Raw genomic sequence first — 23,368 nt, 5'->3', positions numbered from 1 at the left:
CGGGATGGACGCACCGCTGGTGTACCAGTTGTTCCGCCAGGAGCATAGCTGGGTAGCTATGTGCGGAAGGGATAAGCGCTGAAAGCATCTAAGCGTGAAGCCCCCCTCAAGATGAGATTTCCCAATTAGTAAGACCCCTTGAAGACGACGAGGTAGATAGGTTGGAGGTGGAAGCACAGCAATGTGTGGAGCTGACCAATACTAATCGGTCGAGGGCTTATCCTATTTGATTCAACACGAACTTTCGCATTCAGTTTTCAAGGTATGACCTTGAACTTCATATTGGCATTAAGCCAATGCTGTTTGGTGGCGATGGCGGAGGGGTTCCACGCGTACCCATCCCGAACACGACCGTTAAGCCCTCCAGCGCCGATGGTACTTGGACCGCAGGGTCCCGGGAGAGTAGGACGTCGCCAAGCACACAAAAACCACTGTTGAGATCACTCGATAGTGGTTTTTTCGTATGTTATAATCTGTTTTATAGGTTCAAAGATCGGGTTGACATGAATTAGAAGAAACTAGTATGCTTGTTGTTGTAAACGTTTACATAAGATGCTTGTTCTCATATATACATTACATATTGACCAAGGACAGTTTGAGATTTTTTACTTGTTCATTTCCTTTGTCTAAAATGCAAACGTTTGCATAAATGATATTTCACACATAGAGAGGAGAATTGTCATGAGGAAATGGAAGGCTTCAATCTCTTGTATGTTAGTTGGCGCCATATTATTGAGCGGTATGACGCCGGTTTTGGGAGGAGGGGCAGCTCAAGCCTTGCCTACAACCCTGCAATCTCAAATTCAACAGCAGCAAACACAGCGTAGAGCAGCGGGGCAGACAGCAGCAGAAAATGCGCTGAAGGCTGTTGATTGGAATATGGTGAAGCCGCTGGGAACATCAACAACGGCAGGCTGGAATGGAGCTAAGCTTGATCAGATTAAACTTATGAGCGATGCAAATTATTTGTATTTTCGAGTCGATGCTGCGCATGCAGAATCTTGGCACTACATTGATATTGCGTTGCAGATCAACGATACAGATTCAGGAGTGTCGTCCAATCCTTATCAACGACAATTCAACTATGAGAATACTAATCTAAAGCCAAATTACCATATCGTGATGGAAGCGAAGCAAGGCGGCGAGGCTGCTCTATATAAGAGTGCTTCATCTTCTCCATTGCTTCGATCAGGCGATTTACAAGGGGCATACTTCCATGTTGCAGACGAGGCTAAGGTGATAAGCGGAGCTATCCCTCTGAGTAAGCTTCATTTGAAACTGAACGATATTGTCAAAACGATAGTCGTTCTTAGTGGAGATCGAGCAGATGAGCATGGGGTATTCGATGTAATCCCAGAAACAACAGACAATGAAATTGCGAATGGTTGGAATATGAAGCAGCATCCGAACCGATTAGCGGCATATAGTGAGCCGTTCGCTGTTACCTTTGCTCCGACCATTGACGGGGTTAAAGATAGTTTGTGGGATGGGGTTGGAGCGCTTGGTCAATCCGTTACAGCGAGCACTTACGGAGAGACGCAGCTTGGTGAGATCAAGCTGATGAATGACAGCAAGAAGCTGTATGTATGGGTAGACGCGCAAATGCCGAATTGGGGAGATAAGGGGCAGTTTATTGATATCGCCTTGAATGTGAATCAAGTGGACTCAGGCAATTCGGACAATCCATGGGGAGCACAATATAATTTCAGCGGGATGTCAGAAAAGCCGCAATATCATATTATGATGCGATTGAAGCAGGACAATGAGATTGAAGGCGCTGCTTTATATGACTCTTTGGATATAGGGAATCCCATACTATCAACATGGGGTGATCGTAAAGGAGCGGAGTTTGCAGTTTCCAGACAGTCGGGGTTTGAGGCGGCCATTCCGCTATACCAGCTCAAGCTAAAAAATCATGATCAACTGCGTCCAATTGTTGTTCTAAGCGGAAATGAGGACACGCATGGTGCATTCAATATAATACCGGAAGATCCAGGTAATACACGGGCAAACAGTTGGGATGAATCATCAAACCCCAATGTGCAGCGTGTATATGCCCACAATTATGAGATAAAGGGGATGAGTGACGCTCTGGAGCTAATTAGCACAGATCCGGCCAACAAGCAGCAGCATGCAGCAGTTGAAAAGCCGATTATCGTCACCTTTTCCGAACAAGTAGAAATGAATGGTCAAGGTATTACACTTGAAGAATCAAAAGGAACGACTCAATCGATAGATGTGGCGATAAAGGGACAGCAGCTGATCATTACACCGAGTCAGCCGCTTCGCTATGATACGGAGTATAAGGCGGTCATTCCAGCAGGGAGCGTTACAGGAAAGGATACCCACACACGGAATGCTGCATATACGTTCTCCTTTACGACAAAGGCTCAGCCTTCCATGCATGCTGCTATCATGGATCAGGATAATGAAGTTCGTGTCACGTTGAAGGATGTTGTTCCGAACTTGGATTACACCGCATTTGTCATTTATGATGGTACATCCAAATTGGAGGGGGTATCTGCTCAAGGTGAAGATGAGAAATCAGTAAAGATCCGTTTGTCCACACCGGTTGATGATGTGTCAAGGGCATTAACAGTACGGTATGAAGGAAATCTACGGAACATTTATAGAGATATGCCAATCAAGATGCGAGGCATTTTGGACAGTTATGTATACACAGGGAATGATTTGGGCGTTACGTATCGTTCTGCTTCAAGCAGCTTCAAAGTATGGGCGCCTACCGTTACACATGCTGCTGTGACTTTATACAATACGGCAGATACTGCAAAAGAAACGCCTAGTAGAGAAATTCCGATGCACAAGGATGCAGCTACAGGTGTATGGGCAGTTGACGTGGATGGCAACTTGAACGGAACCTATTACATGTACAAGCTGCAATTCCCGGATGGAAGCATAACGTATGCACTTGATCCGTATGCGAGAACAGCATCGGTGAACAGTACAAAGTCGGCCATTGTTGAACTTGCATCAACAAATCCGGCAAACTGGGATGGCGATCGGAAACCTCCGTTCCTTGATCCAACAGACGCTATCATTTACGAATTGCATGTTCGTGATTTTTCAATTAACGAGAATTCGGGAATATCGCACGGCAACCGGGGAAAGTTTACCGCGTTTACGGAAACCGGAACGACTTTGCCAGGTAAGCCTGATATTAAGACAGGGATCGACCATTTGAAAGAGCTTGGTGTAACGCATGTTCACTTGCTTCCGACCTATGACTTCGGTTCGGTAAATGAGAAGTTGGTTGATGATACGAACTCGAAAGAGCGGAAGTTTAATTGGGGCTATGACCCGGTAAACTATAACATCCCTGAGGGAGCCTATACGACCAACGCGGCGCAGGAAGACCCGGCGAAGCGAATTCGTGAGTTCAAGGCAATGGTGCAAGCGCTTCACGATCAAGGCATTCGGGTCGTGTTGGATGTCGTGTACAATCATACATTTGTAACTGGCTTGGAGTCCGATATGTCGGTATTTGATAAGATTGTACCGGGTTATTTCTATCGGAGCGATGAGCAAGGCAACTTAACAAATGGTTCCGGTGTAGGAAATGAAGTAGCAACAGAACGTCCTATGGTTAGCAAGTACGTACAGGATTCCGTAAGGTATTGGGCAGAGGAATACAATGTAGACGGTTTCCGCTTCGACTTGATGAAGCTGATCGATTTGCAGACGACACGCGCCATTGTTCATGATCTAAAAGAGATTGACCCGAGCATCATTATCTATGGCGAGCCATGGTCAGGGGGCAGCACACCGCTAGCTGCGGAATTGCAGATTGAGAAGGGTAAACAGCGGGGAGAAGGATTCGCAGTATTCAATGACAATATTCGTGGGGCCATTAAGGGTGGAAGTGACGATGCTTCCACAGGTTTCGCGACAGGGGCCGAAGGTAAAGAGGCGGATGTGGTGAAGGGGCTGCTCGGTGCAATTACAGACTTTACGGCTTCTCCGACGGAGACGATTAATTATGTAACTGCACATGATAACTTGAATTTGTGGGATAAAGTGCTGAAGACACAAGGAAATGATGCGGACATTAAACGTAATCCATTCGCTACCTTGACAGAGCCGAATGTACTAGATAACGAGACAGTGAAACGCTCGCTGCTTGCAAATGGTATCGTTCTCACGGCGCAAGGAATTCCGTTCCTTCATGCAGGAGATGAGCTGCTACGAAGCAAGTTCGGAGATCATAACAGCTATGAGAGCCCAGATGCGATTAATCAAATCGTATGGAAGCAGAAGGCGGAGTACAAACCAGTATTTGATTACTTGAAAGGTCTTATCGAGCTTCGGACAGCACATCCTGCTTTCCGCATGACAAAGAAGGATGAGGTCACTTCAAACTTACAAGTTTACCGTCAAGAAGGTCAGGTTATTGCATTCAAGTTGAATAACTTTGCGAATGGGGATAAGTGGCGCAATATCGTCGTCATTTATAACGGTTCGACTGCATCGCAAGAGGTTGCATTGCCAACTCCGGACGAATGGAACATTGTCGTGGATCATACGTCTGCCGGTGTGGAGACGATTCGTATGGTGGAGGGCGGCAAGGTAGAGGTAGCCGGATTGTCCATGATGGTGTTGTACGATCAGGAGAATGATTATACACCGACAGCGACAAAGCTTGAAGTAGCATTTTCTACGCTTGGGTTAGAGCCTGGAACAAGCTCTCGCTTAACAGCAGTGGTGCGCGATCAGAAGGGACGTCCGATGTTCACTGAGAACGTAACATGGTCAACCTCCGATGCTGCGGTGGCAGTCATGAACAATGGAGGCAAAGTAACGGCAGTGAAGGAAGGAGCCGCAGTCCTTACCGCAACCTCAGGCAAATTGACGGCACAGGTAAATGTGAAAGTAGCGAAGCTTGTTCCTATGACGCTGTCCATTAACGGTTCAGATTCAATTTTTGAGGGGCGCACATTACCATTTACAGCTGCAGTCAAGGATCAATTCGGACAGATGATGTCCAGTGCAGCTGTAGAGTGGAGTTCGTCGGATGCAACAGTGGCCAGAATCGATCGCGCTGGGAAGGTAACGGGTGTGAGGGAAGGAACAGCTGTCATTACAGCTCGAGCTGGAGCAGTAGAGGCATCGAAGAATGTAGTGGTTAAGCCGTTCCTGAAGCGCTATGTTCAAATTAACTATGTTCGTCCAGACGCGAAATATGACAACTGGGGACTGTGGGTATGGCAGACTGGTGTAAAAGATGACGGTCATGAGTTCCAGCGTATTGATAAGGGAATGGCGACTGCCACGATTGAAATCGCACCAGAAGCTGAATCGATTGGATTTATTGTCAAAAAAGGAAACTGGGAAGCGAAAGATATCGATGCCAATCGGTTCATTAAGACGAATTTGGATGACTCCCTAACCAAGGTATATATATATAACGGGCAGGAAGCTTTCAAGACGCTACCTTCGGTAGCTGGCCCGGTTCAAGAGAAAAGTCAGATTGCGTTCTATTATCGGGATGAGTCATTATTTGCCAGCGGTGAGCAGGATCACATCACCAAGGCTGATGTTGTGATCAACAACAAGTCTTACCCGATGACGTACGATGAGGAAGATGAACGGTTCGTCTACGTAATGATGAACGCAGCGAATGGCGAATATTCGTACAAATTCTCCATAACAAAGGATGGGATAACAAACGAACTGAATGATCCGCACAATACCGTAAACGGGCGCTCGATTGTCGTTGTGAAAGACGCGGGAACAGACCCAGGTACAAAGCCGGATAAAGAATCGGGTACAGACACTGGAAGCAGCTCTGGAAATGAAAACGATAGCAAGGATCGCAACCGTGGCGGTGGTTCTGTCGGGGTACAAGAGCAATTCAAGGGAATGACTGTAACCACAGAAGGTATCCGCTTTGAGCCTTCATCGATTAAGCGCGTAAATAATATGGATGGAACGAAGACATCTGAGCTGCAAATTAGCAATGAAGAGATTGATGCGATGACTCGATTCACTGATACTGCATCAGGCAAGCAGCTATGATTTCAGCGCCGACGGAAGAAGATGATGTGCACATACGATTCCCAGTGAAAAAGCTAAGGAGTGCGATTGAAAGGCTTGCTCATTTGGAGATTGAGGTACAGACAGGGGCAGGACGCTATCAGCTTCCAATGAAGCAGCTTAGAGAATGGAACGGTGATCATGCTCCACAACAATTGTCCTTGCGCATGAAGAAGCCATCCAATGATTTGATGAAGGAAATTGCGACTGCTGCTTCCACATTATCTGGCGCACGCTTGATGTCAGCTGTACAGTTCGAACTGAATTGGGAACAGGATGGGAAATCCGCATCAATTCCTGATCGAGCAGGCAGCTTTACGGCAGGTTCCATTCGAATACCGGGCAGCCAAAGCTTAGGGGAAATGACAGCTCTGAAGTACAATGCTATGATAAAATCATTTTCATTCGTACCGTCTTGGGTGGAGCGTTCTGAGAAGGATACCCAATCCACAATGAACATGAAGCACAGCTACAATGGCAACTTTGTTGTTATCCAATACGCTCCGAGCTTCGGAGATGTAAATGGACACTGGGCGAAGTCGATTGTGGAAATGCTTGCTTCCAAGCTAATAGTCCAAGGGCGTGATGGTGGACAATTCGCTCCGAATGCTGCCGTAACTCGAGCAGAATTTGTAACCATGCTTATACGTGGATTAGGATATGGCGATGTTCAAGCTCGTACCTTATCTAAGGAAGCGCTCAAAGATGTTTCAGTATCAGCTTGGTATGCAGATGCGGTATTAATTGCAGCTCAACTGAAGCTCATACAGGGAGATGAAAATGGATTCTTCCATCCAAATGCCCCAGTCACTCGCGAGCAAATGGCACAAATGCTAGTCAATGCTGCACATATTGCAGGACATGATTTGCAAGCTGAGAAGGATCATGCTGCGGAGGCTATGGATTATTATAAGGATGTAGAACAAATCAAAGACTGGGCAAGAGTGGCTACGAGTAAAGCACTCACTTCCGGGGTACTCAACGGCTATCAAGACCGTACACTGCGTTCTAGCGAAAAGGCTACACGAGCAGAAGCGGGAGCTGCTTTGAAACGACTTCTTGCAATTCTTCATTATATTGCAGAATAATACGGATACTCCCGTGTCGTCCGCTGTGCGGCAGCGGGAGTATTTTTATATCGGTTTTCACTCGGTATCATGCAACTTCTGCTCTAAACTGAATTTGTTATTCACATGTGCATAAATGTTCTTCACTAGCTGTAATATGTACACCATAAATATTTTTGCCTGTGAACAATCTCTAGGACGGAGAATTTTCTATTTTTTATTCACACTGTACGCATCAATTATCCACTTATGTGGAGAATAGGCGTGATATCCACAACATTCATCGCATGAATGGGGCTTACCAATAATAGCGAATTTGAATATACTGCGTAATCGAGATGTACAGAGTTAAATGAATTTCCTTAGAAGAAGGTTATCCACATAAAAGTGTAGAATAGCTGATGAAATTGATCTAAAACAGTTGCAAATTCATAAGAGTGCGCTATAATAAATGTAAAGTCAAAGAAAGTCAAAGTCAGACTAATAGTCAAAAAAGTTCAAAATATTAAGCCAAAACAGAATAAGTGAGGCTTATATTTGGTTAAACCTAATATAGAGACTACTTTAAGCGGAAAGGGGGGAGACAATGCGCAACATTTCCGACCTGATCGAGCACTATCTGAAGCATATCCTACTTGAGAGTTCGGAAGGCGCCGTAGAGATTCAACGCAATGACTTAGCTGAACAATTCTCTTGCGTACCATCACAGATTAATTATGTAATCAGCACGCGCTTTACATTGGAGAAGGGATACGTCGTTGAGAGCAAGCGCGGCGGAGGAGGATACATTCGCATCCAGCGAATTGACTTGCCGGCGCATCAAGCGATTCATAATCATTTGTGCGAGTCCATTGGAGAGCGGATCGAACAAAGTGCCGCTGAGGGACTTATCTATCAACTGGAAGAAGCGAAATTCATCTCCCGCCGGGAAGCGAATCTGCTGCGGGCTGCAGTATCTCGAGATAACTTGACAGTGAAGCTTCCTTATCGCGACGAGTTGCGTGCTCGGTTGCTCCGATCCATGCTGTTGGCTTTATTGAGCAAATAAAGGCTGGATGTAAGCAAAACGGAAGCTATCTATAAAGGAGGAGAGACGGTTATGGTGTGTCAACAATGTGGTCAGAAACCGGCTACCCTGCATTTTACGAAAATTATTAATGGACAGAAGACGGAATTTCACATTTGTGAATCATGTGCTCGGGAAAAAGGCGAATGGATTCCAGGCACGGCGAACGGATTCTCCATCCATAATTTATTGTCGGGTTTGCTTGATTTCGATTTGACAGGCAGCAAGCAAGGAGCTAAGGAAGATGCGAAGCCGCAGCCAATGCGCTGTGAGAAGTGCGGACTTACCTATGCGCAATTTGGTAAGCTAGGGCGTTTTGGATGCGATGAGTGCTACACCTTTTTCGGCGATCGCTTGGATCCGCTCTTGAAGCGGGTTCACGGCAATACCATACACGTAGGTAAAATTCCGAAGCGTGGAGGGGGACGGATTCAGCGCAGACGCGAGCTGGAAGAGCTGAAGAAGCAGCTACAGTACAGCATTTTGCGTGAAGAGTTCGAGGAGGCGGCTAACTTGCGTGACCGCATTCGCGAGCTGGAGAATCAACCGCCTAGCGATTCTGAGCGAAGCAGTTCCTAATAGCTCTCACAGGATATAAGTGATATCGAGGGAGTAAGATGACATTAAGCAGTGCGAATTGGAAGGAGATGACGAGATGACAGAGCGACGATTTATTGATGAAGCCCTAAGCGATTGGATGCGCGGCACGGGCCCTGATTCCGATATCGTCATTAGCAGCCGTATCCGTGTGGCGCGGAATATTAGCGGGCTGCCGTTCCCACTCTTGGCTACGAATCAGCAATCAGCTGAGGTGTTGAATCGTTTGTCAGCAGTCATGAAAGACCCGGAATTTGCGCAATTGAATCACTTTCATGAATTAGAGCTGGCAGAGCTTAGCGATACAGAGAAGCAAGTGCTTGTAGAGAAGCATTTAATATCCCCGAATTTAGCGAATGAGTCCCGCAATGGTGCAGTTATTGTAAGTGAGGATGAATCGACCAGCATTATGATTAATGAGGAAGATCATCTTCGTATTCAATGTCTGTATCCAGGACTGCAAATTCGTGAAGCGTGGGAGCAAGCGAGTCGGATCGATGATGTGTTCGAATCGCATATCGATTACGCTTTTGATGAGAAGAGAGGGTTTTTGACGAGTTGCCCGACGAATGTTGGTACAGGAATTCGAGCATCGGTGATGATGCATTTGCCGGCATTGGTTATGACGCAGCAAATCAACCTCATGCTTCAGGCCGTAACCCAGGTAGGTCTGGCAGTTAGGGGCATATATGGAGAAGGTAGCGAAGCGATCGGCAACCTGTTCCAAATTTCAAATCAGATTACGTTGGGTCAATCCGAATCTGAGATTATTGATAATTTGTACAGTGTTGTGAAGCAATTAATCGAGCATGAGAAGGCAGCACGTGAGCAGCTCCTGACGAGCAATCGCATTCGGTTAACGGATCGCATATGCCGTTCCTATGGAATTTTGAAGCATGCAGTAATTATGGACTCAAAAGAAGCCGCACAACGGTTGTCCGACATCAGGCTTGGTTCTGACCTTGGCATCTTGCAGCATATTCAGCCATCAGATCTGAATGAACTGTTGGTCATGACACAGCCAGGCTTCTTACAACATAAATACAACACGGCATTATCTGCAGAAGATCGAGATACACATCGTGCGAAGATGATTCGCGAGACGTTATCCAAATCTAAATCATAATGTAATATGGAGGTGCAACACATATGATGTTCGGTAGATTTACAGAACGTGCGCAGAAAGTATTAGCTTTGGCACAGGAAGAAGCTGTTCGACTGGGGCATAACAATATTGGTACGGAGCATATTTTGCTTGGACTTATTCGTGAAGGCGAAGGCATTGCGGCGAAAGCGCTCGTAGCGCTCGGTCTTGGCTTGGAAAAGATTCAGGACGAAGTCGAAACATTGATTGGGCGCGGTCAAGAGCAGCCGCTTAATATTGCGTATACGCCGCGTGCGAAGAAAGTTATTGAACTGTCCATGGACGAAGCTCGCAAGCTTGGCCACACCTATGTGGGAACAGAGCACATCCTGCTTGGCTTGATTCGTGAAGGGGAAGGCGTAGCGGCACGTGTGCTGAACAACCTCGGCATCAGCTTGAATAAAGCGCGCCAACAAGTGCTGCAACTGCTTGGCAGCAGTGAGGCTGTATCCAGCCATCACGGCCAGTCGCAAAATGTAAGCACACCGACACTGGACAGCTTGGCTCGCGACCTGACTGCGGTAGCGAAGGAAGGCAATCTGGATCCGGTTATCGGACGTTCGAAGGAGATTGAGCGAGTTATCCAAGTATTGAGCCGCCGCACGAAGAACAATCCAGTGCTTATCGGTGAGCCTGGGGTTGGTAAGACGGCTGTAGCAGAAGGCTTGGCACAAAAGATTATTAACAATGAAATCCCAGAGACGTTGCGTGATAAGCGTGTAATGACGCTTGATATGGGTTCAGTTGTCGCTGGTACGAAATACCGCGGTGAATTTGAGGATCGTTTGAAAAAAATTATGGATGAAATTCGCCAAGCGGGTAACGTTATCCTGTTCATTGATGAGTTGCATACGTTGATCGGCGCCGGTGGAGCTGAGGGGGCGATTGATGCTTCTAACATCTTGAAGCCGGCATTGGCTCGCGGTGAGCTGCAATGCATTGGGGCAACAACGCTTGATGAATATCGTAAATATATTGAGAAGGACGCAGCGCTCGAACGACGCTTCCAGCCGATTACGGTAGATCAACCGACACCGGAAGAAGCTATCCAAATTTTGACTGGGTTGCGCGATCGCTACGAAGCACACCATCGCGTGAAAATTACCGATGAAGCGATTGAGCAAGCAGTGAAGCTGTCAGATCGCTATATTACGGATCGCTTCCTGCCTGATAAAGCAATTGATCTGATCGATGAGGCGAGCTCCAAAGTACGTCTTCATACGTACACAGTACCGCCTAATTTGAAAGAGCTTGAAGCACGATTGGAGGATATTCGCAAGGAGAAGGATGCTTCCGTACAGAGCCAAGAATTCGAGAAGGCTGCTGCACTTCGCGATACAGAGCAGAAGATGCGCGAGGAACTGGAAACGGTTCGCAACCAGTGGAAAGAGAAACAAGGACGCGTAGACTCCGAGGTAACACCGGAAGATATCGCTCAAGTTGTAGCAAGCTGGACGGGAATTCCGGTATTGAAGCTGAAGGAAGAAGAGACGGAACGCTTGCTCAAGATGGAAGAGATTCTCCATCAGCGTGTGATTGGCCAGGATGAAGCAGTGAAGGCTGTGAGCCGGGCAATCCGCCGTGCGCGTGCAGGGTTGAAAGATCCGAAGCGCCCAATGGGCTCCTTCATCTTCCTTGGACCTACTGGGGTTGGTAAAACAGAACTTGCGCGTGCCTTGGCTGAATCTTTGTTTGGTGACGAGAATGCCGTAATCCGCATCGATATGTCTGAATATATGGAGAAGCATTCAACAGCTCGTCTCGTAGGAGCGCCTCCGGGATATGTCGGCTATGAGGAAGGCGGCCAATTGACGGAAAAGGTTCGCCGCAAGCCATACTCTGTCGTCCTGTTGGATGAAATCGAGAAGGCACATCCGGAAGTATTCAACATCTTACTTCAGGTGCTGGAGGACGGTCGTCTAACGGATTCGAAAGGACGCGTCGTTGATTTCCGCAATACGCTAATCATCTTGACCTCTAACGTTGGTGCGGAAGCGATCAAGCGGAATTCTACGCTGGGCTTCACAGCAATCGATGACGCTGGCAAGGATTACAACAACATGAAGGACAAAGTAATGGGCGAGTTAAAGAAGAGCTTCCGTCCTGAATTCTTGAACCGGATTGATGAAATTATCGTGTTCCACTCACTGGAACAACAGCATATCGCTGAGATTGTATCCCTTATGGCCGGAGAACTTCGCAAGCGCCTGAAGGAACAAGATGTCGATTTCCAATTGACAGATAATGCGAAGAATTTCCTCGCGAAGGAAGGCTTCGATCCAGCGTACGGCGCACGTCCGCTGCGCAGAGCGATTCAGAAGCATATCGAGGATCGTCTGTCAGAGGAACTGCTGAAGGGCAATGTAAGCAAAGGCGATTCCGTCGTTATCGACGAGAAGGACGGCGAGTTGGTTGTCCTGCATAATAAAGAAGCCAATACAGCCAATGTGTAAATAAGATATAGATTCACAAGAGAATCGTGCTCTCCCTTGCCAAAAGGGAGAGCACGATTCTCTTTTTTGTTTTTATGCAAATAAGGAGGATATAATGTATGGCTTACAGCTCGTTGAAGCAGAGACATTAATTTAGGGAGTCTAGCTATAGCGTTAGGCAAAAGGTTTTTCACCGTTTTATTGTCATGGTGTGAGCCTGTTTATGCTTATGATATGCTAAAGCACTTTATCCGCCTTCTTAAAAATGGTAAACTATTGAGTAATGAGTAACGAGGTACCTGTTTGCGGACATGGCGACCGACGACTTGCAGCACATTGATTAGGAGTGTCGGCTTCATGGCCAAAGTTAAGACGAAATTTTATTGTTCGGAATGTGGATACGAATCACCGAAGTGGATGGGAAAATGTCCAGGCTGTAGTGAGTGGAATACGATGGTGGAAGAGCGGGAGACTCTTGTAAAGACTGCCGGTGTGCATTCTTCCTTGATCCAAACGAAAGAAAAACCGCAATCTATCATACACATAGAAAGTGGACGTGAACCCCGGCTCACCACGACACTTAGCGAACTGAATCGAGTTTTGGGCGGGGGGGTTGTCCCAGGCTCGCTGATTCTAGTGGGGGGAGACCCTGGTATCGGGAAGTCCACACTCCTATTGCAAACCTCGAATGCACTTGCCGCCAGCGGCCTCAAGGTGCTGTACGTATCTGGGGAAGAATCGATGCGTCAGACCAAGCTTAGGGCAGATCGCCTCGGTGTATTGTCAGAGAATCTATTCGTTCTTAGTGAGACGAATTTGCAATATATCGAGGAAGCGCTGGAGGCAGCACAGCCTGATTTCCTTGTCATTGATTCCATACAGACTGTATTTCAACCATCGGTTGAGTCTGCTCCCGGCAGCGTTGCGCAAGTACGCGAATGCACAAGCACATTCATGCGCATCGCTAAAGGCAAGGGAATTGCTACTGTCCTCGTTGGACATGTGACGAAGGAAGGGGCAATCGCGGGTCCGCGTCTCCTTGAACATATGGTAGACTGTGTCCTTTATTTTGAAGGAGAGCGGCATCATTCTTACCGAATCTTGCGAGCTGTGAAGAATCGGTTCGGATCGACGAATGAGATTGGCATCTTCGAAATGACGGAGGGCGGACTTGTTGAAGTGAAGAACCCATCCGAAATGTTCCTACAGGAAAGACCGCTCGGTGTAGCAGGCTCTACGGTTGTTGCCAGCCTAGAAGGGACACGTCCTGTACTTGTTGAAATGCAGGCGCTCGTATCGGCGACGAATTTTCCTTCCCCGCGCCGAATGGCGACAGGCATTGATCATCATCGGCTGGCGCTTATTATTGCGGTCTTAGAAAAGCGAATGGGGATGTTCCTGCAGAATCAGGATGCCTATGTGAATGTAGCGGGTGGAATTAAGCTAGATGAGCCGGCCGTTGACTTAGCGATGGCGGTTGCGATTGCTTCCAGCTTCCGAGATATGCCGACTCAGCCGTTCGATGTTGTCTTTGGCGAAATAGGGCTCACTGGTGAGGTTCGCGGCGTCTCTCGTGCAGAGCAGCGTGTGAAGGAAGCAGAGAAACTTGGTTTTAAGCGCATTATATTACCAGAGAAGAGCTTGCGCGGTTGGAAACCGCCTGCCAATATTGAAATTGTTGGAGTAAATACGGTTGCTGAAGCATTAGCTGTGGCGTTAGGTTAGGGGGCATAGATATAGAATGAAGGAAAGCCAACTGGATATTATGAATGATCTGTTGCGGATGGTGGCACCCGGAACGCCTTTCCGCGACGGATTGGAGAACGTGCTGCGTGCGAAAACAGGCGCACTAATTGTTGTTGGATACAGTCCGGAAGTGATGGAGGTTGTGGACGGCGGATTCTCCATCAATTGCGACTTTTCGCCAAGTTATCTGTATGAGCTGGCCAAGATGGACGGCGCCATTATCTTGAGCGAGGACATTAAGCGAATTCTTTATGCGAACACGCAGCTTATTCCTGATTCCTCCATTCCATCTACCGAGACAGGCATTCGGCACCGGACAGCGGAGCGGGTAGCGAAGCAGACCGGCAAGCTGGTAGTGTCCATTTCTCAGCGTCGAAATGTCATTACTTTGTATCAAGGCAGTCTCCGCTATGCGTTGAAGGAGATTGGCGTCATTCTCACAAAGGCGAATCAAGCGATTCAAACATTGGAAAAATATAAGGTTGTCCTCGTACAGGGCATGACGAATTTGACTGCATCCGAGTTTGAAGAATTGGTTACCTTATACGATGTCGTAAATGTTGTGCAACGTATTGAGATGGTGTTACGTATTAAGATGGAGATCAAGCGTTATATTAACGAGCTGGGTACAGAGGGACGCCTCATCAGCATGCAGCTCGAAGAGCTTGTAAGCAATACTGAGGAAGACGCTTGGTTACTCTTGAAGGATTACGCCCGGGACGGAAGCGATGAGAAAGTTCGTGAGATTATTGCCCAACTTAAAAAATGCACGGCTGATGAACTGCTGGATACCCATCATTTAATAAGACTGCTCGGTTACCCGACGACGAGCACGATTCAGGAAGAATCCGTATCGCCGCGCGGATACCGCGTTCTTAGCAAGATCCCAAGACTTCCTAACGTCATTATTCAGAATCTGGTCGAAACATTCCAATTCCTCCCTCATGTGATGATGGCGACGATTGAAGAATTGGATGAAGTAGACGGAATTGGGGAAGTACGCGCACGCGCGATCAAAGAAGGTCTTAAGCGGATTCAGGAGCAGGTCTTCATTGACAGGCAAATTTGATTTTCCTACAATGAAAGGACGTACGTTGGGCATAGTAAAATTAGAGGTGAACCTATGATTACAAAGTCCATTCCGAGCTTGTTTACGATCGGTAACTTATCACTCGGAATTATTTCCATTATGCTTGCGTTTCACGGTGACTACAACTTAGCAGCTCTTATGATCATTATTGCCATGTTGCTCGACGGACTGGATGGGCGCGTTGCGCGTGCACTGAATGCACAGAGTGAGTTCGGTAAGGAACTGGACTCATTGTCCGATGTGATTTCCTTCGGTGTAGCGCCAGCTTTTATTATGTATGCCGTCGCCTTTACTGATATTAACCCGGTGCTGGCTTGCATCGTTACCGCACTCTTCCCAATCTGTGGTGCACTGCGCCTTGCGCGCTTTAACGTTAAGGATGGTATTCCAGGGTACTTCATTGGCTTGCCAATCCCAGCAGCTGGCGGTGTAGCTTGTACACTTGCTTTATTCCATGAGAGCATTCCGGAAGCTTATCTTATCATTGCGATGATATTGTTATCCTACTTAATGGTTAGTACGGTAAAATATCCGAACTTTAAGAAGGTAGGTATTCCGAAGAAAGCCATTTGGATTACACCGTTTGTCATTGCAGGGGCGGTAGCAATTGCGGTATGGCAGCCGGAGCAAACACCAAAATTGATTTTTGTACCGCTGGTGCTGTATGCACTGCTCGGATTAAAAAAAAACGTTAGAATGCTGAATCGACGCCGCAAAAAGCAGCTTGAGGCAGAAGAGTGGTACCAATCGAAGCATTCCTAAGCTTACGGAATAAAAAAGAAAAGCACTTGCAGGCGAGCTATTTGCCAGCAGGTGCTTTTTTTGTATGGTTTCCTATGATTTCCATTTACTCTTTTATCAGGATAAGTTGAATATCCCCAGAGTCTGGCATTTACTCGATTCTTGTTTAACAACATCCTCTAACTCAATATCAAGCAGGTTGCAGAGTGCAGACATATAGAAAAGATGCTTACCGAGTTCACTCTTCACCACATCCTTGCAGTTCTCGCATAAATGTCCTTGGACATGGGATTCGAGAATTCGCTTCGCTTGATCTACATCCATGTCGTCATGATAAGGCTGTCGTTTCGCGTGCAGCTCCAAGCATCCACATTCCGTAATCGCTTTTGTAATCGCGCGGTTTACCGAGGCATCGGACTGTCCGTATTTCGAAAGAATGTCCAGCAAGCTTCGGTGTCTTAACAATAAATCGCCGACTTGATCCTGCAAAGATTGCAAACTGGAAGTACTCATTTCTTATCCACCTCTATTCATGGAATCGTGGGTAGCCCGAGCCATACCACTCAAGAGACTCACGTTAATTTAGTGCTCCGCAAACAGTAATTACTCCCCTATTATACTTCTGGGAATTCCCACATTTCAACTTCGCCTCAAATTTAAAATTGTGCGAGTGGACGGTTAGGAGCGGAGGGGTTGGGCCATAATTGTAAAGATATCCAATTTAGACAAGGAGGTGGACTTCGTGTTCAGACGATTATTTTATGCGGTGGCAGGATTGATCGGAGCATGGAGTGGGATTGAGTTCCATCGATATTGGAATATGCAGTCGATGGAGTTTTCGTCATTATCCAACCCTGGAATAACTTCTAACGGATTGTTATGGGCGCTTGGCGGGGCATTTTGCTTTATTGTGATGGGTCGTGCACTTTTTACGCCATTGGCACGGGTATGGAGCATGGTAGAGGAACGTATGGTAAGTATGTCAGCAGGAATGCTGCTGTCAGGAGCTTCAGGGGCATTACTCGGATTGTCCTTCGGTGCCTTGCTTGCACCGGTGTTCGAGCCGTTCGGGATAGTAGGACGTATGATTTCAGTCTGTTTGGTTGTTTTATTGTCAGCAGCAGGCATGCAAGCGGCACTTATGAAGCGGGAAGAAATCGTGAAGTGGTTTTCTTCATTCCGGCTACCAGAGCGGGGAGAGGAGAAGACAAGGGGCATGGAAGAACATAAAATTTTAGACACAAGCGTCATCATTGATGGCCGCATTGCAGATATATGCAAGACGGGGTTCATTGAAGGAACCATTGTCATTCCAGAATTCGTTCTGGAGGAGCTTCAGCATATCGCGGATTCTTCGGATTTGCTCAAGCGCAATCGTGGACGTAGAGGTTTAGACATTTTGAATAAGATTCAAAAGGAACTGGAAGTAAAGGTGCTCATATATGAAGGGGATTTTGAAGAGATCTCCGAGGTAGACAGCAAGCTGGTCAAGCTTGCGAAGCTGCTGAAGGGCAAGGTTGTAACGAATGATTTCAACTTGAATAAGGTATGCGAACTGCAAGGCGTGTCTGTGCTCAATATTAATGATCTTGCAAATGCAGTGAAGCCAGTCGTCCTGCCGGGAGAAGAAATTGTTGTTCAAGTTATTAAGGATGGTAAAGAGCACGGACAAGGCGTAGCCTATTTGGATGACGGTACAATGATCGTCGTTGAAGGCGGCCGAGACTATATCGGTATGACAATGGAGGTTCTCGTGACAAGTGTGCTGCAGACCTCTGCTGGTCGAATGATATTTGCTAAGCCAAAACTGTTGGAAAAAGCCCAATAAACAGGTATGATGGGGATACTACCATCATGGGGGTTAGCAAGGATGGACAGAGGGTTTGGCGTGGTCATCGTCGCTGCCGGAAAAGGCACGCGCATGGGTACGGAAGAGAGTAAGCAGTATTTGAAATTAAAGGACAAGCCAGTAATCATCCATACAGTAGAGCGGTTCCAAGCCATGGAGGAATGCGAGTCAATCGCATGGGTAACTTCGGCACAGGATTATACGCGGTGCGAAGCATGGGTGAAACAATACGGATTGCATAAGGTACAAGACATCGTCGCAGGGGGCAAGGAGAGACAGCATTCAGTATATGCTGGCCTCCAGGCTCTGAAATCGCGCGGCATTGAGTATGTATGTATCCATGATGGTGTACGGCCCTTTGTAGAGCCGGGCAAAGTAAGCGCATGTTATGATGCGGCCCGGCAGCACAGAGCGGCCGTATTGGCCGTTCCGGTCAAGGATACCATTAAGCAGGTGGACAATTCCGGTATCATTACGGCAACGCCTGATCGCAGCAGATTATGGGCCATTCAGACACCTCAGGCTTTCAGGCTGGAGGATGTAATGGCTGCACATGAGCTTGCTGAGCAGGAGCAATTCGTTGGAACAGACGATGCAATGCTCGTTGAGCGGATGGGAATTGCTGTTCATGTGGTAGAGGGAAGCTATACGAACATTAAGCTGACGACGCCAGATGATCTGGAGTGGGCTGAATGGTGGCTGTCTCGCCATAAGGCTTCAAGAACTTGAATCTAGAGGCAGAAGGAGAGGGAGGCATTCGGATGATTAGAGTGGGTCAAGGATTCGATGTTCATCAGTTGGTAGAAGGACGCCCGTGTATTATCGGCGGTGTTCGTATTCCGTACGAGAAGGGATTGCTTGGGCATTCAGATGCTGATGTGCTTTTGCACACGGTCAGTGATGCTATTTTGGGTGCGCTTGGACTAGGGGATATAGGCAAGCATTTTCCAGATACGGATCCAGCATTCAAAGATGCAGACAGCATGAAGCTGTTAGAACATGTATGGGCACTGGCTGTTGAGCGGGGGTATCGTCTAGGCAACATTGACTGCACAATCATTGCACAGAAGCCGAAGATGCTGCCGCATATCCCGGCTATGGTAGCGAATATTGCTAGGGCGCTCGGGGCGGAAGAATCGCAGGTGAATGTAAAGGCTACAACAACAGAGCAGCTAGGCTTTGCAGGGCGTGGCGAAGGAATTGCCGCACAGGCTGTTGTCTGCTTATTTCACAATATGGTATGATGAAATGATTAATGGAAAGACAAAGTACGGGAGTGAAGCAATCATGAATAACGATATTCGAGTTCGTTACGCACCAAGCCCAACAGGACACTTACATATTGGCAATACGCGTACGGCATTGTTTAATTATTTGTTCGCACGCCACCATGGGGGGAAATTCATCGTTCGAATCGAGGATACGGACGTGAAGCGCAATGTGGAAGGCGGAGAAGAGAACCAATTTACGTATATGAAGTGGCTCGGCATGAATTGGGATGAAAGCGTTGATGTAGGCGGCGAATATGGGCCTTATCGCCAGACGGAGCGTTTGGATATCTACAATAAATATGTGAATGAGTTGCTTGAGCGTGGTCTTGCGTATCGCTGCTATTGTACGGAAGATGAGCTTGCAGCGGAGCGAGAAGCACAGGTTGAGCGCGGCGAAACGCCGAAGTATTCCGGCAAGTGCTGCAGCTTGTCTGCAGAAGACCATGCTCGTTTGGAAGCAGAAGGGCGTAAGCCGAGCATTCGCTTCCGTGTACCGCAAGGACGATCGTATACATTTAACGACATGGTTAAAGGTGAAATTACGTTTGAATCGGATACAACAGGCGACTGGGTAATCGTGAAAAAGGATGGCATTCCGACTTACAATTTCGCAGTGGTTATCGATGACCATTTGATGCGGATGTCCCACATCCTGCGCGGGGAAGACCATGTTACCAATACCCTTCGCCAGCTTATGATTTTTGAAGCGTTCGGATGGGAAGCTCCTATCTTCGGTCATATGACGCTGATCGTTAACGAGAACCATAAGAAACTGAGCAAGCGGGACGAATCCATTATTCAATTTATCGAGCAGTATGAGCAGCTCGGTTACTTGCCAGAAGCAATGGTCAACTTCATTGCGCTGCTTGGCTGGTCCCCTAAAGGTGAAGAAGAGATATTCTCTTTGGAAGAGCTGATCTCGATCTTCGACGAGACACGCTTGTCCAAGAGTCCTGCTGTATTTGATACGAATAAGCTGACGCATATTAATAATACGTATATGAAGAAAGCTGATCCCGACCGCATTGCGGCATTAGCGATTCCTCATCTTCAACGTGCAGGACGCTTGCCGGACCAGTTGAATGAAGAGCAGCAAGCATGGGCGGCTGCGCTTGTGAAGCTGTATCAGGAGCAAATGAACTGTGCTTCCGATATTGTGGAATTGTCAGAGATGTTCTTCCGTGAAGAGCTTGTCATCGATGAAGAAGCAAAGTCTGTACTGGCTGAAGAACAGGTTCCAACTGTATTGTCCGCACTTCGTGCGAAGCTGGAAGTTGCTGCGACTTGGGATGCGGATACGATCAAGGCATCGCTGAAGGAAGTACAGAAGGAAACGGGCGCTAAGGGCAAAGGCTTGTTTATGCCGGTTCGTGTTGCTGTATCTGGTCAAATGCACGGCCGAGATTTAAACGAAACGATCGTTCTGTTAGGCAAAGAAAAGGTTCTTGCTCGCTTGAACGCATAGAGATTCACCGGAAACGAGGATGCCATTGATGGTTCAGATTCGAAGTTGTGCAACTTTCAAGGTTTGGTTATTGTCATGCAGCACATGCTTCGAATATACTTACGATAGAATCCTTTTCATAAATTCGTTCTGAACAAAAGTCATGCAAAGAGCTGTATGAATGAGAATACGAACAATAGCGTTGAACGGGAGAGTATAAGCCTTACAAAAATGAACAGAGAGAACGATCGTGATAGGGGAATGGTGGAGTTGAAAAGTCCATCTCGCCTAACAGGCTGCAAGTCGTTCCATTTTAAGCTTATGCGATGCACCCGGAAGCTCCGTCCTTGAGCATGCATGTGATGCATGGGTAGGGGATGGCGAATCATCCGCGTTATGGATGTTCAAGAGAGATAACAGGTGTCTGCTATGTAATGAGCTTGTATCCGTTGGTGCGGAACGGCGATAGAGGCATGATGTTGTCTAAGCAGAGTGGAACCGCGCATCGCGTCTCTGCAGCATCATGCTGCAGAGACGTTTTTTATTGCCTTGAATTCATGCATCCACATGGTGCACAAGAGAGAGAACCCTAACTCAATTCGCTAAGTTCCGGGGGGGATAGAGCATGTGGCGTATCATTCGCAGAATGAAATCCGATGTGCAAGCGGTGTTCGATAACGACCCGGCAGCACGTAGCCGATTTGAAGTTATCTTTACCTATTCAGGCCTGCATGCGATATGGGCACATCTCATCGCACACCAGTTCTACCGCTGGCGCTGGTATACAACAGCGCGTATTATTTCTCAAATTAGCCGATTCATGACAGGGATCGAAATACATCCTGGTGCTCGTATTGGTCAGAGACTGTTCATTGACCACGGTATGGGGGTTGTTATTGGAGAAACTTGTGAGATAGGCGATGATGTGGTTATTTACCAAGGTGTAACGTTAGGGGGGACTGGGAAGGAGAAAGGGAAGCGGCATCCGACGATTGGGAACAACGTCGTCATCGCTTCCGGGTCTAAGGTGTTAGGCTCCTTCACCATCGGAGATAATTCAAGCATTGGAGCCAATTCCGTTGTGCTTCGAGAGGTTCCGCCGAACTGTACCGTTGTAGGCATACCGGGACGGGTAGTGAAGCAGGATGGAGTACGGATTGATCGCTTGAACCATGCCCAACTTCCTGACCCTGTTATTGATATGCTTCGCAACATGCAGCATGAGTTGGATGCAGTGAAGGCTGAGCTTCATCAATTGAAGCAGCGAACAGAATCGGACAATGGATCGCTTGCCAGCCAAGCAAGTCAGCAGATAGATGAGTCTGCTGATGAAGAGTCTGCCGAATCATCAAAATCATCTGAATCACCAAAAAAAGAACTTGAGAAAGTGAACAAATAGACGCTCGAACATCAAGGAGGAGTAACTTGAATGACTTTGCACATTTATAATACGCTGACACGCACGAAAGAGCCATTTCAGCCGATAGATCCGGATCGCGTTACAATGTATGTATGCGGACCAACCGTGTATGATTATATTCACATTGGAAACGCGCGGCCCGCGATATTTTTTGATGTAGTGCGCCGTTATTTAGAAACACTGGATTATGAAGTGAACTACATCGTGAACTTCACGGATGTAGATGACAAGTTGATCCGCAAAGCGGCTGAACTGGGATCGACAGTGCCGGAGGTTGCGGATCGCTTCATTCAGGCGTTCTATGAGGATAATGATGGTCTCGGCATTCGCCGTGCATCGAATAACCCTCGTGTAACGGATAATATGGAAGAAATCATCGCCTTTATTTCGGAACTCGTGGAGAGCGGCAAGGCTTATGAATCGGGTGGCGATGTGTATTTCCGTACGAGAGAATTCGCAAAGTATGGACAGATTTCTCGTCAAAATGTAGATGAGCTGCAATTGGGCATTCGCATAGAAGTAGATGAGCGCAAAGAGGACGCGGCTGACTTCGTATTGTGGAAGGCAGCCAAGCCGGGTGAAATATCGTGGGCCAGCCCATGGGGAGAAGGCCGTCCAGGTTGGCATATTGAATGTTCGGCTATGTCGCGCAAGTACTTGGGTGAAACGATCGACATCCATGGCGGCGGTCAGGATCTGCAGTTCCCGCATCATGAATGCGAAGCTGCGCAATCCGAATCGGTTACGGGCAAGCCGCTTGCCAACGTGTGGATGCATAACGGATATATTAATATTGATAATGAAAAAATGTCGAAGTCGCTTGGCAACGGGGTGACTGTTCAACAATTGCGTAAGCAATACAATCCAGGCGCATTGCGTTACTTCATGCTGTCGACCCATTATCGCAATCCGCTGAACTTCAGTGCTGAAGCGATGGAGCAAGCAGAGAAGAGCGTTAGCCGCATTGAGAATGCAGTTGCGAATGTGCGTCATGCGTTGGCATCATTGAAAGCAGATCGTTCCATGCAGGAGGATCCAAATGAAGCGATTCAAGCGAAGGTTGTTTCCATTCTAGAGACCTTTGACGCCAAGATGCAGGATGACTTCAATACAGCGGATGCCATTACAGCTGTATTCGAATGGGCAAGTGAGGCGAACTCGTATTTGCAGCAATCTGATGCGTTAGCAGCAGGGGATCTGGAAGCACTGCTTGACGCTTTTGAAGCGATGAACGGTGTGCTTGGATTGGTGCTGGACAAGGACGAAGAATTGCTGGATGAGGAAATTGAACGACTCATCCAAGAGCGTAACGATGCTCGCAAAGCGAAAAACTGGGCGAGAGCTGACGAAATCCGCGATTTGTTGACCGAGCAGGGGATCGTTCTGGAAGATACGCCTCAGGGTGTACGCTGGCGTCGGAAATAGTGGCAGCGGCATTACGGTTGACGAA

At 47.4% G+C, this 23,368-nt stretch carries 16 protein-coding genes and 2 rRNA genes; 17 read left to right on the top strand and 1 reads right to left on the bottom strand.

Annotated features, from left to right (window positions below; translation table 11 throughout):
• The 11 genes from ACQ5BJ_RS25520 to pssA all read left to right on the top strand — a co-directional run.
• Positions 1-225, top strand: a 23S ribosomal RNA gene (locus ACQ5BJ_RS25520); the annotation flags it as partial.
• Positions 226-302: 77 nt separating this feature from the next.
• Positions 303-419: ribosomal RNA gene (rrf, locus tag ACQ5BJ_RS25515) — 5S ribosomal RNA — on the top strand.
• A 262-nt stretch (positions 420-681) separates the two neighbouring features.
• Positions 682-6,033 (top strand): type I pullulanase, encoded by a 5,352-nt coding sequence (gene pulA, locus ACQ5BJ_RS25510; protein ID WP_430112930.1) that lies wholly within the window; start codon positions 682-684, stop codon positions 6,031-6,033.
• A 26-nt stretch (positions 6,034-6,059) separates the two neighbouring features.
• Complete coding sequence (locus tag ACQ5BJ_RS25505) at positions 6,060-7,139, top strand: S-layer homology domain-containing protein (RefSeq protein ID WP_430113423.1); 1,080 nt, start codon at positions 6,060-6,062, stop codon at positions 7,137-7,139.
• A gap of 565 nt (positions 7,140-7,704) precedes the next feature.
• Entirely contained in the window at positions 7,705-8,166 is a 462-nt protein-coding gene (locus ACQ5BJ_RS25500; RefSeq protein WP_005544602.1) for a CtsR family transcriptional regulator, read from the top strand.
• A gap of 51 nt (positions 8,167-8,217) precedes the next feature.
• The gene (locus ACQ5BJ_RS25495) at positions 8,218-8,763 is read left to right on the top strand and encodes a UvrB/UvrC motif-containing protein (protein WP_005544601.1); all 546 of its coding nucleotides are present in this window, start codon (positions 8,218-8,220) and stop codon (positions 8,761-8,763) included.
• Between the two features lie 76 nt (positions 8,764-8,839).
• On the top strand, positions 8,840-9,907 hold the full coding sequence (locus ACQ5BJ_RS25490) for a protein arginine kinase (protein ID WP_005544600.1): 1,068 nt from the start codon (positions 8,840-8,842) through the stop codon (positions 9,905-9,907).
• Between the two features lie 23 nt (positions 9,908-9,930).
• Positions 9,931-12,378, top strand: coding sequence for an ATP-dependent protease ATP-binding subunit ClpC (clpC, locus tag ACQ5BJ_RS25485; RefSeq protein WP_163979305.1), 2,448 nt, complete (start codon positions 9,931-9,933; stop codon positions 12,376-12,378).
• A 336-nt stretch (positions 12,379-12,714) separates the two neighbouring features.
• On the top strand, positions 12,715-14,082 hold the full coding sequence (radA, locus tag ACQ5BJ_RS25480; RefSeq protein WP_430112924.1) for a DNA repair protein RadA: 1,368 nt from the start codon (positions 12,715-12,717) through the stop codon (positions 14,080-14,082).
• A 16-nt stretch (positions 14,083-14,098) separates the two neighbouring features.
• Positions 14,099-15,172 carry a DNA integrity scanning diadenylate cyclase DisA gene (gene disA, locus ACQ5BJ_RS25475; protein ID WP_005544595.1) on the top strand — a complete coding sequence of 358 codons (1,074 nt, stop codon included), beginning with the start codon at positions 14,099-14,101 and terminating at the stop codon, positions 15,170-15,172.
• 54 nt (positions 15,173-15,226) lie between these two features.
• Positions 15,227-15,955, top strand: a complete 729-nt coding sequence (pssA, locus tag ACQ5BJ_RS25470) for a CDP-diacylglycerol--serine O-phosphatidyltransferase (RefSeq protein WP_171417954.1) — start codon at positions 15,227-15,229, stop codon at positions 15,953-15,955.
• Between the two features lie 96 nt (positions 15,956-16,051).
• Here the strand turns inward: pssA and ACQ5BJ_RS25465 are convergent, their stop codons facing one another.
• Positions 16,052-16,447, bottom strand: a complete 396-nt coding sequence (locus ACQ5BJ_RS25465) for a hypothetical protein (protein ID WP_005544593.1) — start codon at positions 16,445-16,447, stop codon at positions 16,052-16,054.
• Between the two features lie 229 nt (positions 16,448-16,676).
• On the opposite strand from ACQ5BJ_RS25465, the gene ACQ5BJ_RS25460 reads away from it, so the two are divergent.
• The 6 genes from ACQ5BJ_RS25460 (at position 16,677) to cysS (ending at position 23,343) form a co-directional block, all read left to right on the top strand.
• Entirely contained in the window at positions 16,677-17,762 is a 1,086-nt protein-coding gene (locus ACQ5BJ_RS25460) for a PIN/TRAM domain-containing protein (protein WP_005544592.1), read from the top strand.
• Between the two features lie 42 nt (positions 17,763-17,804).
• Positions 17,805-18,512: a 2-C-methyl-D-erythritol 4-phosphate cytidylyltransferase gene (ispD, locus tag ACQ5BJ_RS25455; RefSeq protein ID WP_430112919.1), complete on the top strand. Its 708-nt coding sequence runs from the start codon at positions 17,805-17,807 to the stop codon at positions 18,510-18,512.
• 32 nt (positions 18,513-18,544) lie between these two features.
• The gene (gene ispF / locus ACQ5BJ_RS25450; protein WP_005544587.1) at positions 18,545-19,027 is read left to right on the top strand and encodes a 2-C-methyl-D-erythritol 2,4-cyclodiphosphate synthase; all 483 of its coding nucleotides are present in this window, start codon (positions 18,545-18,547) and stop codon (positions 19,025-19,027) included.
• A gap of 43 nt (positions 19,028-19,070) precedes the next feature.
• The gene (gene gltX, locus ACQ5BJ_RS25445; protein ID WP_216633905.1) at positions 19,071-20,519 is read left to right on the top strand and encodes a glutamate--tRNA ligase; all 1,449 of its coding nucleotides are present in this window, start codon (positions 19,071-19,073) and stop codon (positions 20,517-20,519) included.
• Positions 20,520-21,123: 604 nt separating this feature from the next.
• Entirely contained in the window at positions 21,124-21,897 is a 774-nt protein-coding gene (gene cysE / locus ACQ5BJ_RS25440; RefSeq protein WP_412071057.1) for a serine O-acetyltransferase, read from the top strand.
• A gap of 30 nt (positions 21,898-21,927) precedes the next feature.
• Entirely contained in the window at positions 21,928-23,343 is a 1,416-nt protein-coding gene (gene cysS / locus ACQ5BJ_RS25435) for a cysteine--tRNA ligase (RefSeq protein ID WP_289356544.1), read from the top strand.
• Positions 23,344-23,368 lie beyond the last annotated feature (25 nt).

This window comes from Paenibacillus sp. B1-35, assembly GCF_050474385.1.
GTDB classification, from domain to species: Bacteria; Bacillota; Bacilli; order Paenibacillales; family Paenibacillaceae; genus Paenibacillus_B; species Paenibacillus_B alvei.
Note: the sequence above shows the minus strand (reverse complement) of the source record. Positions and strands in the feature narration are given on the sequence as shown.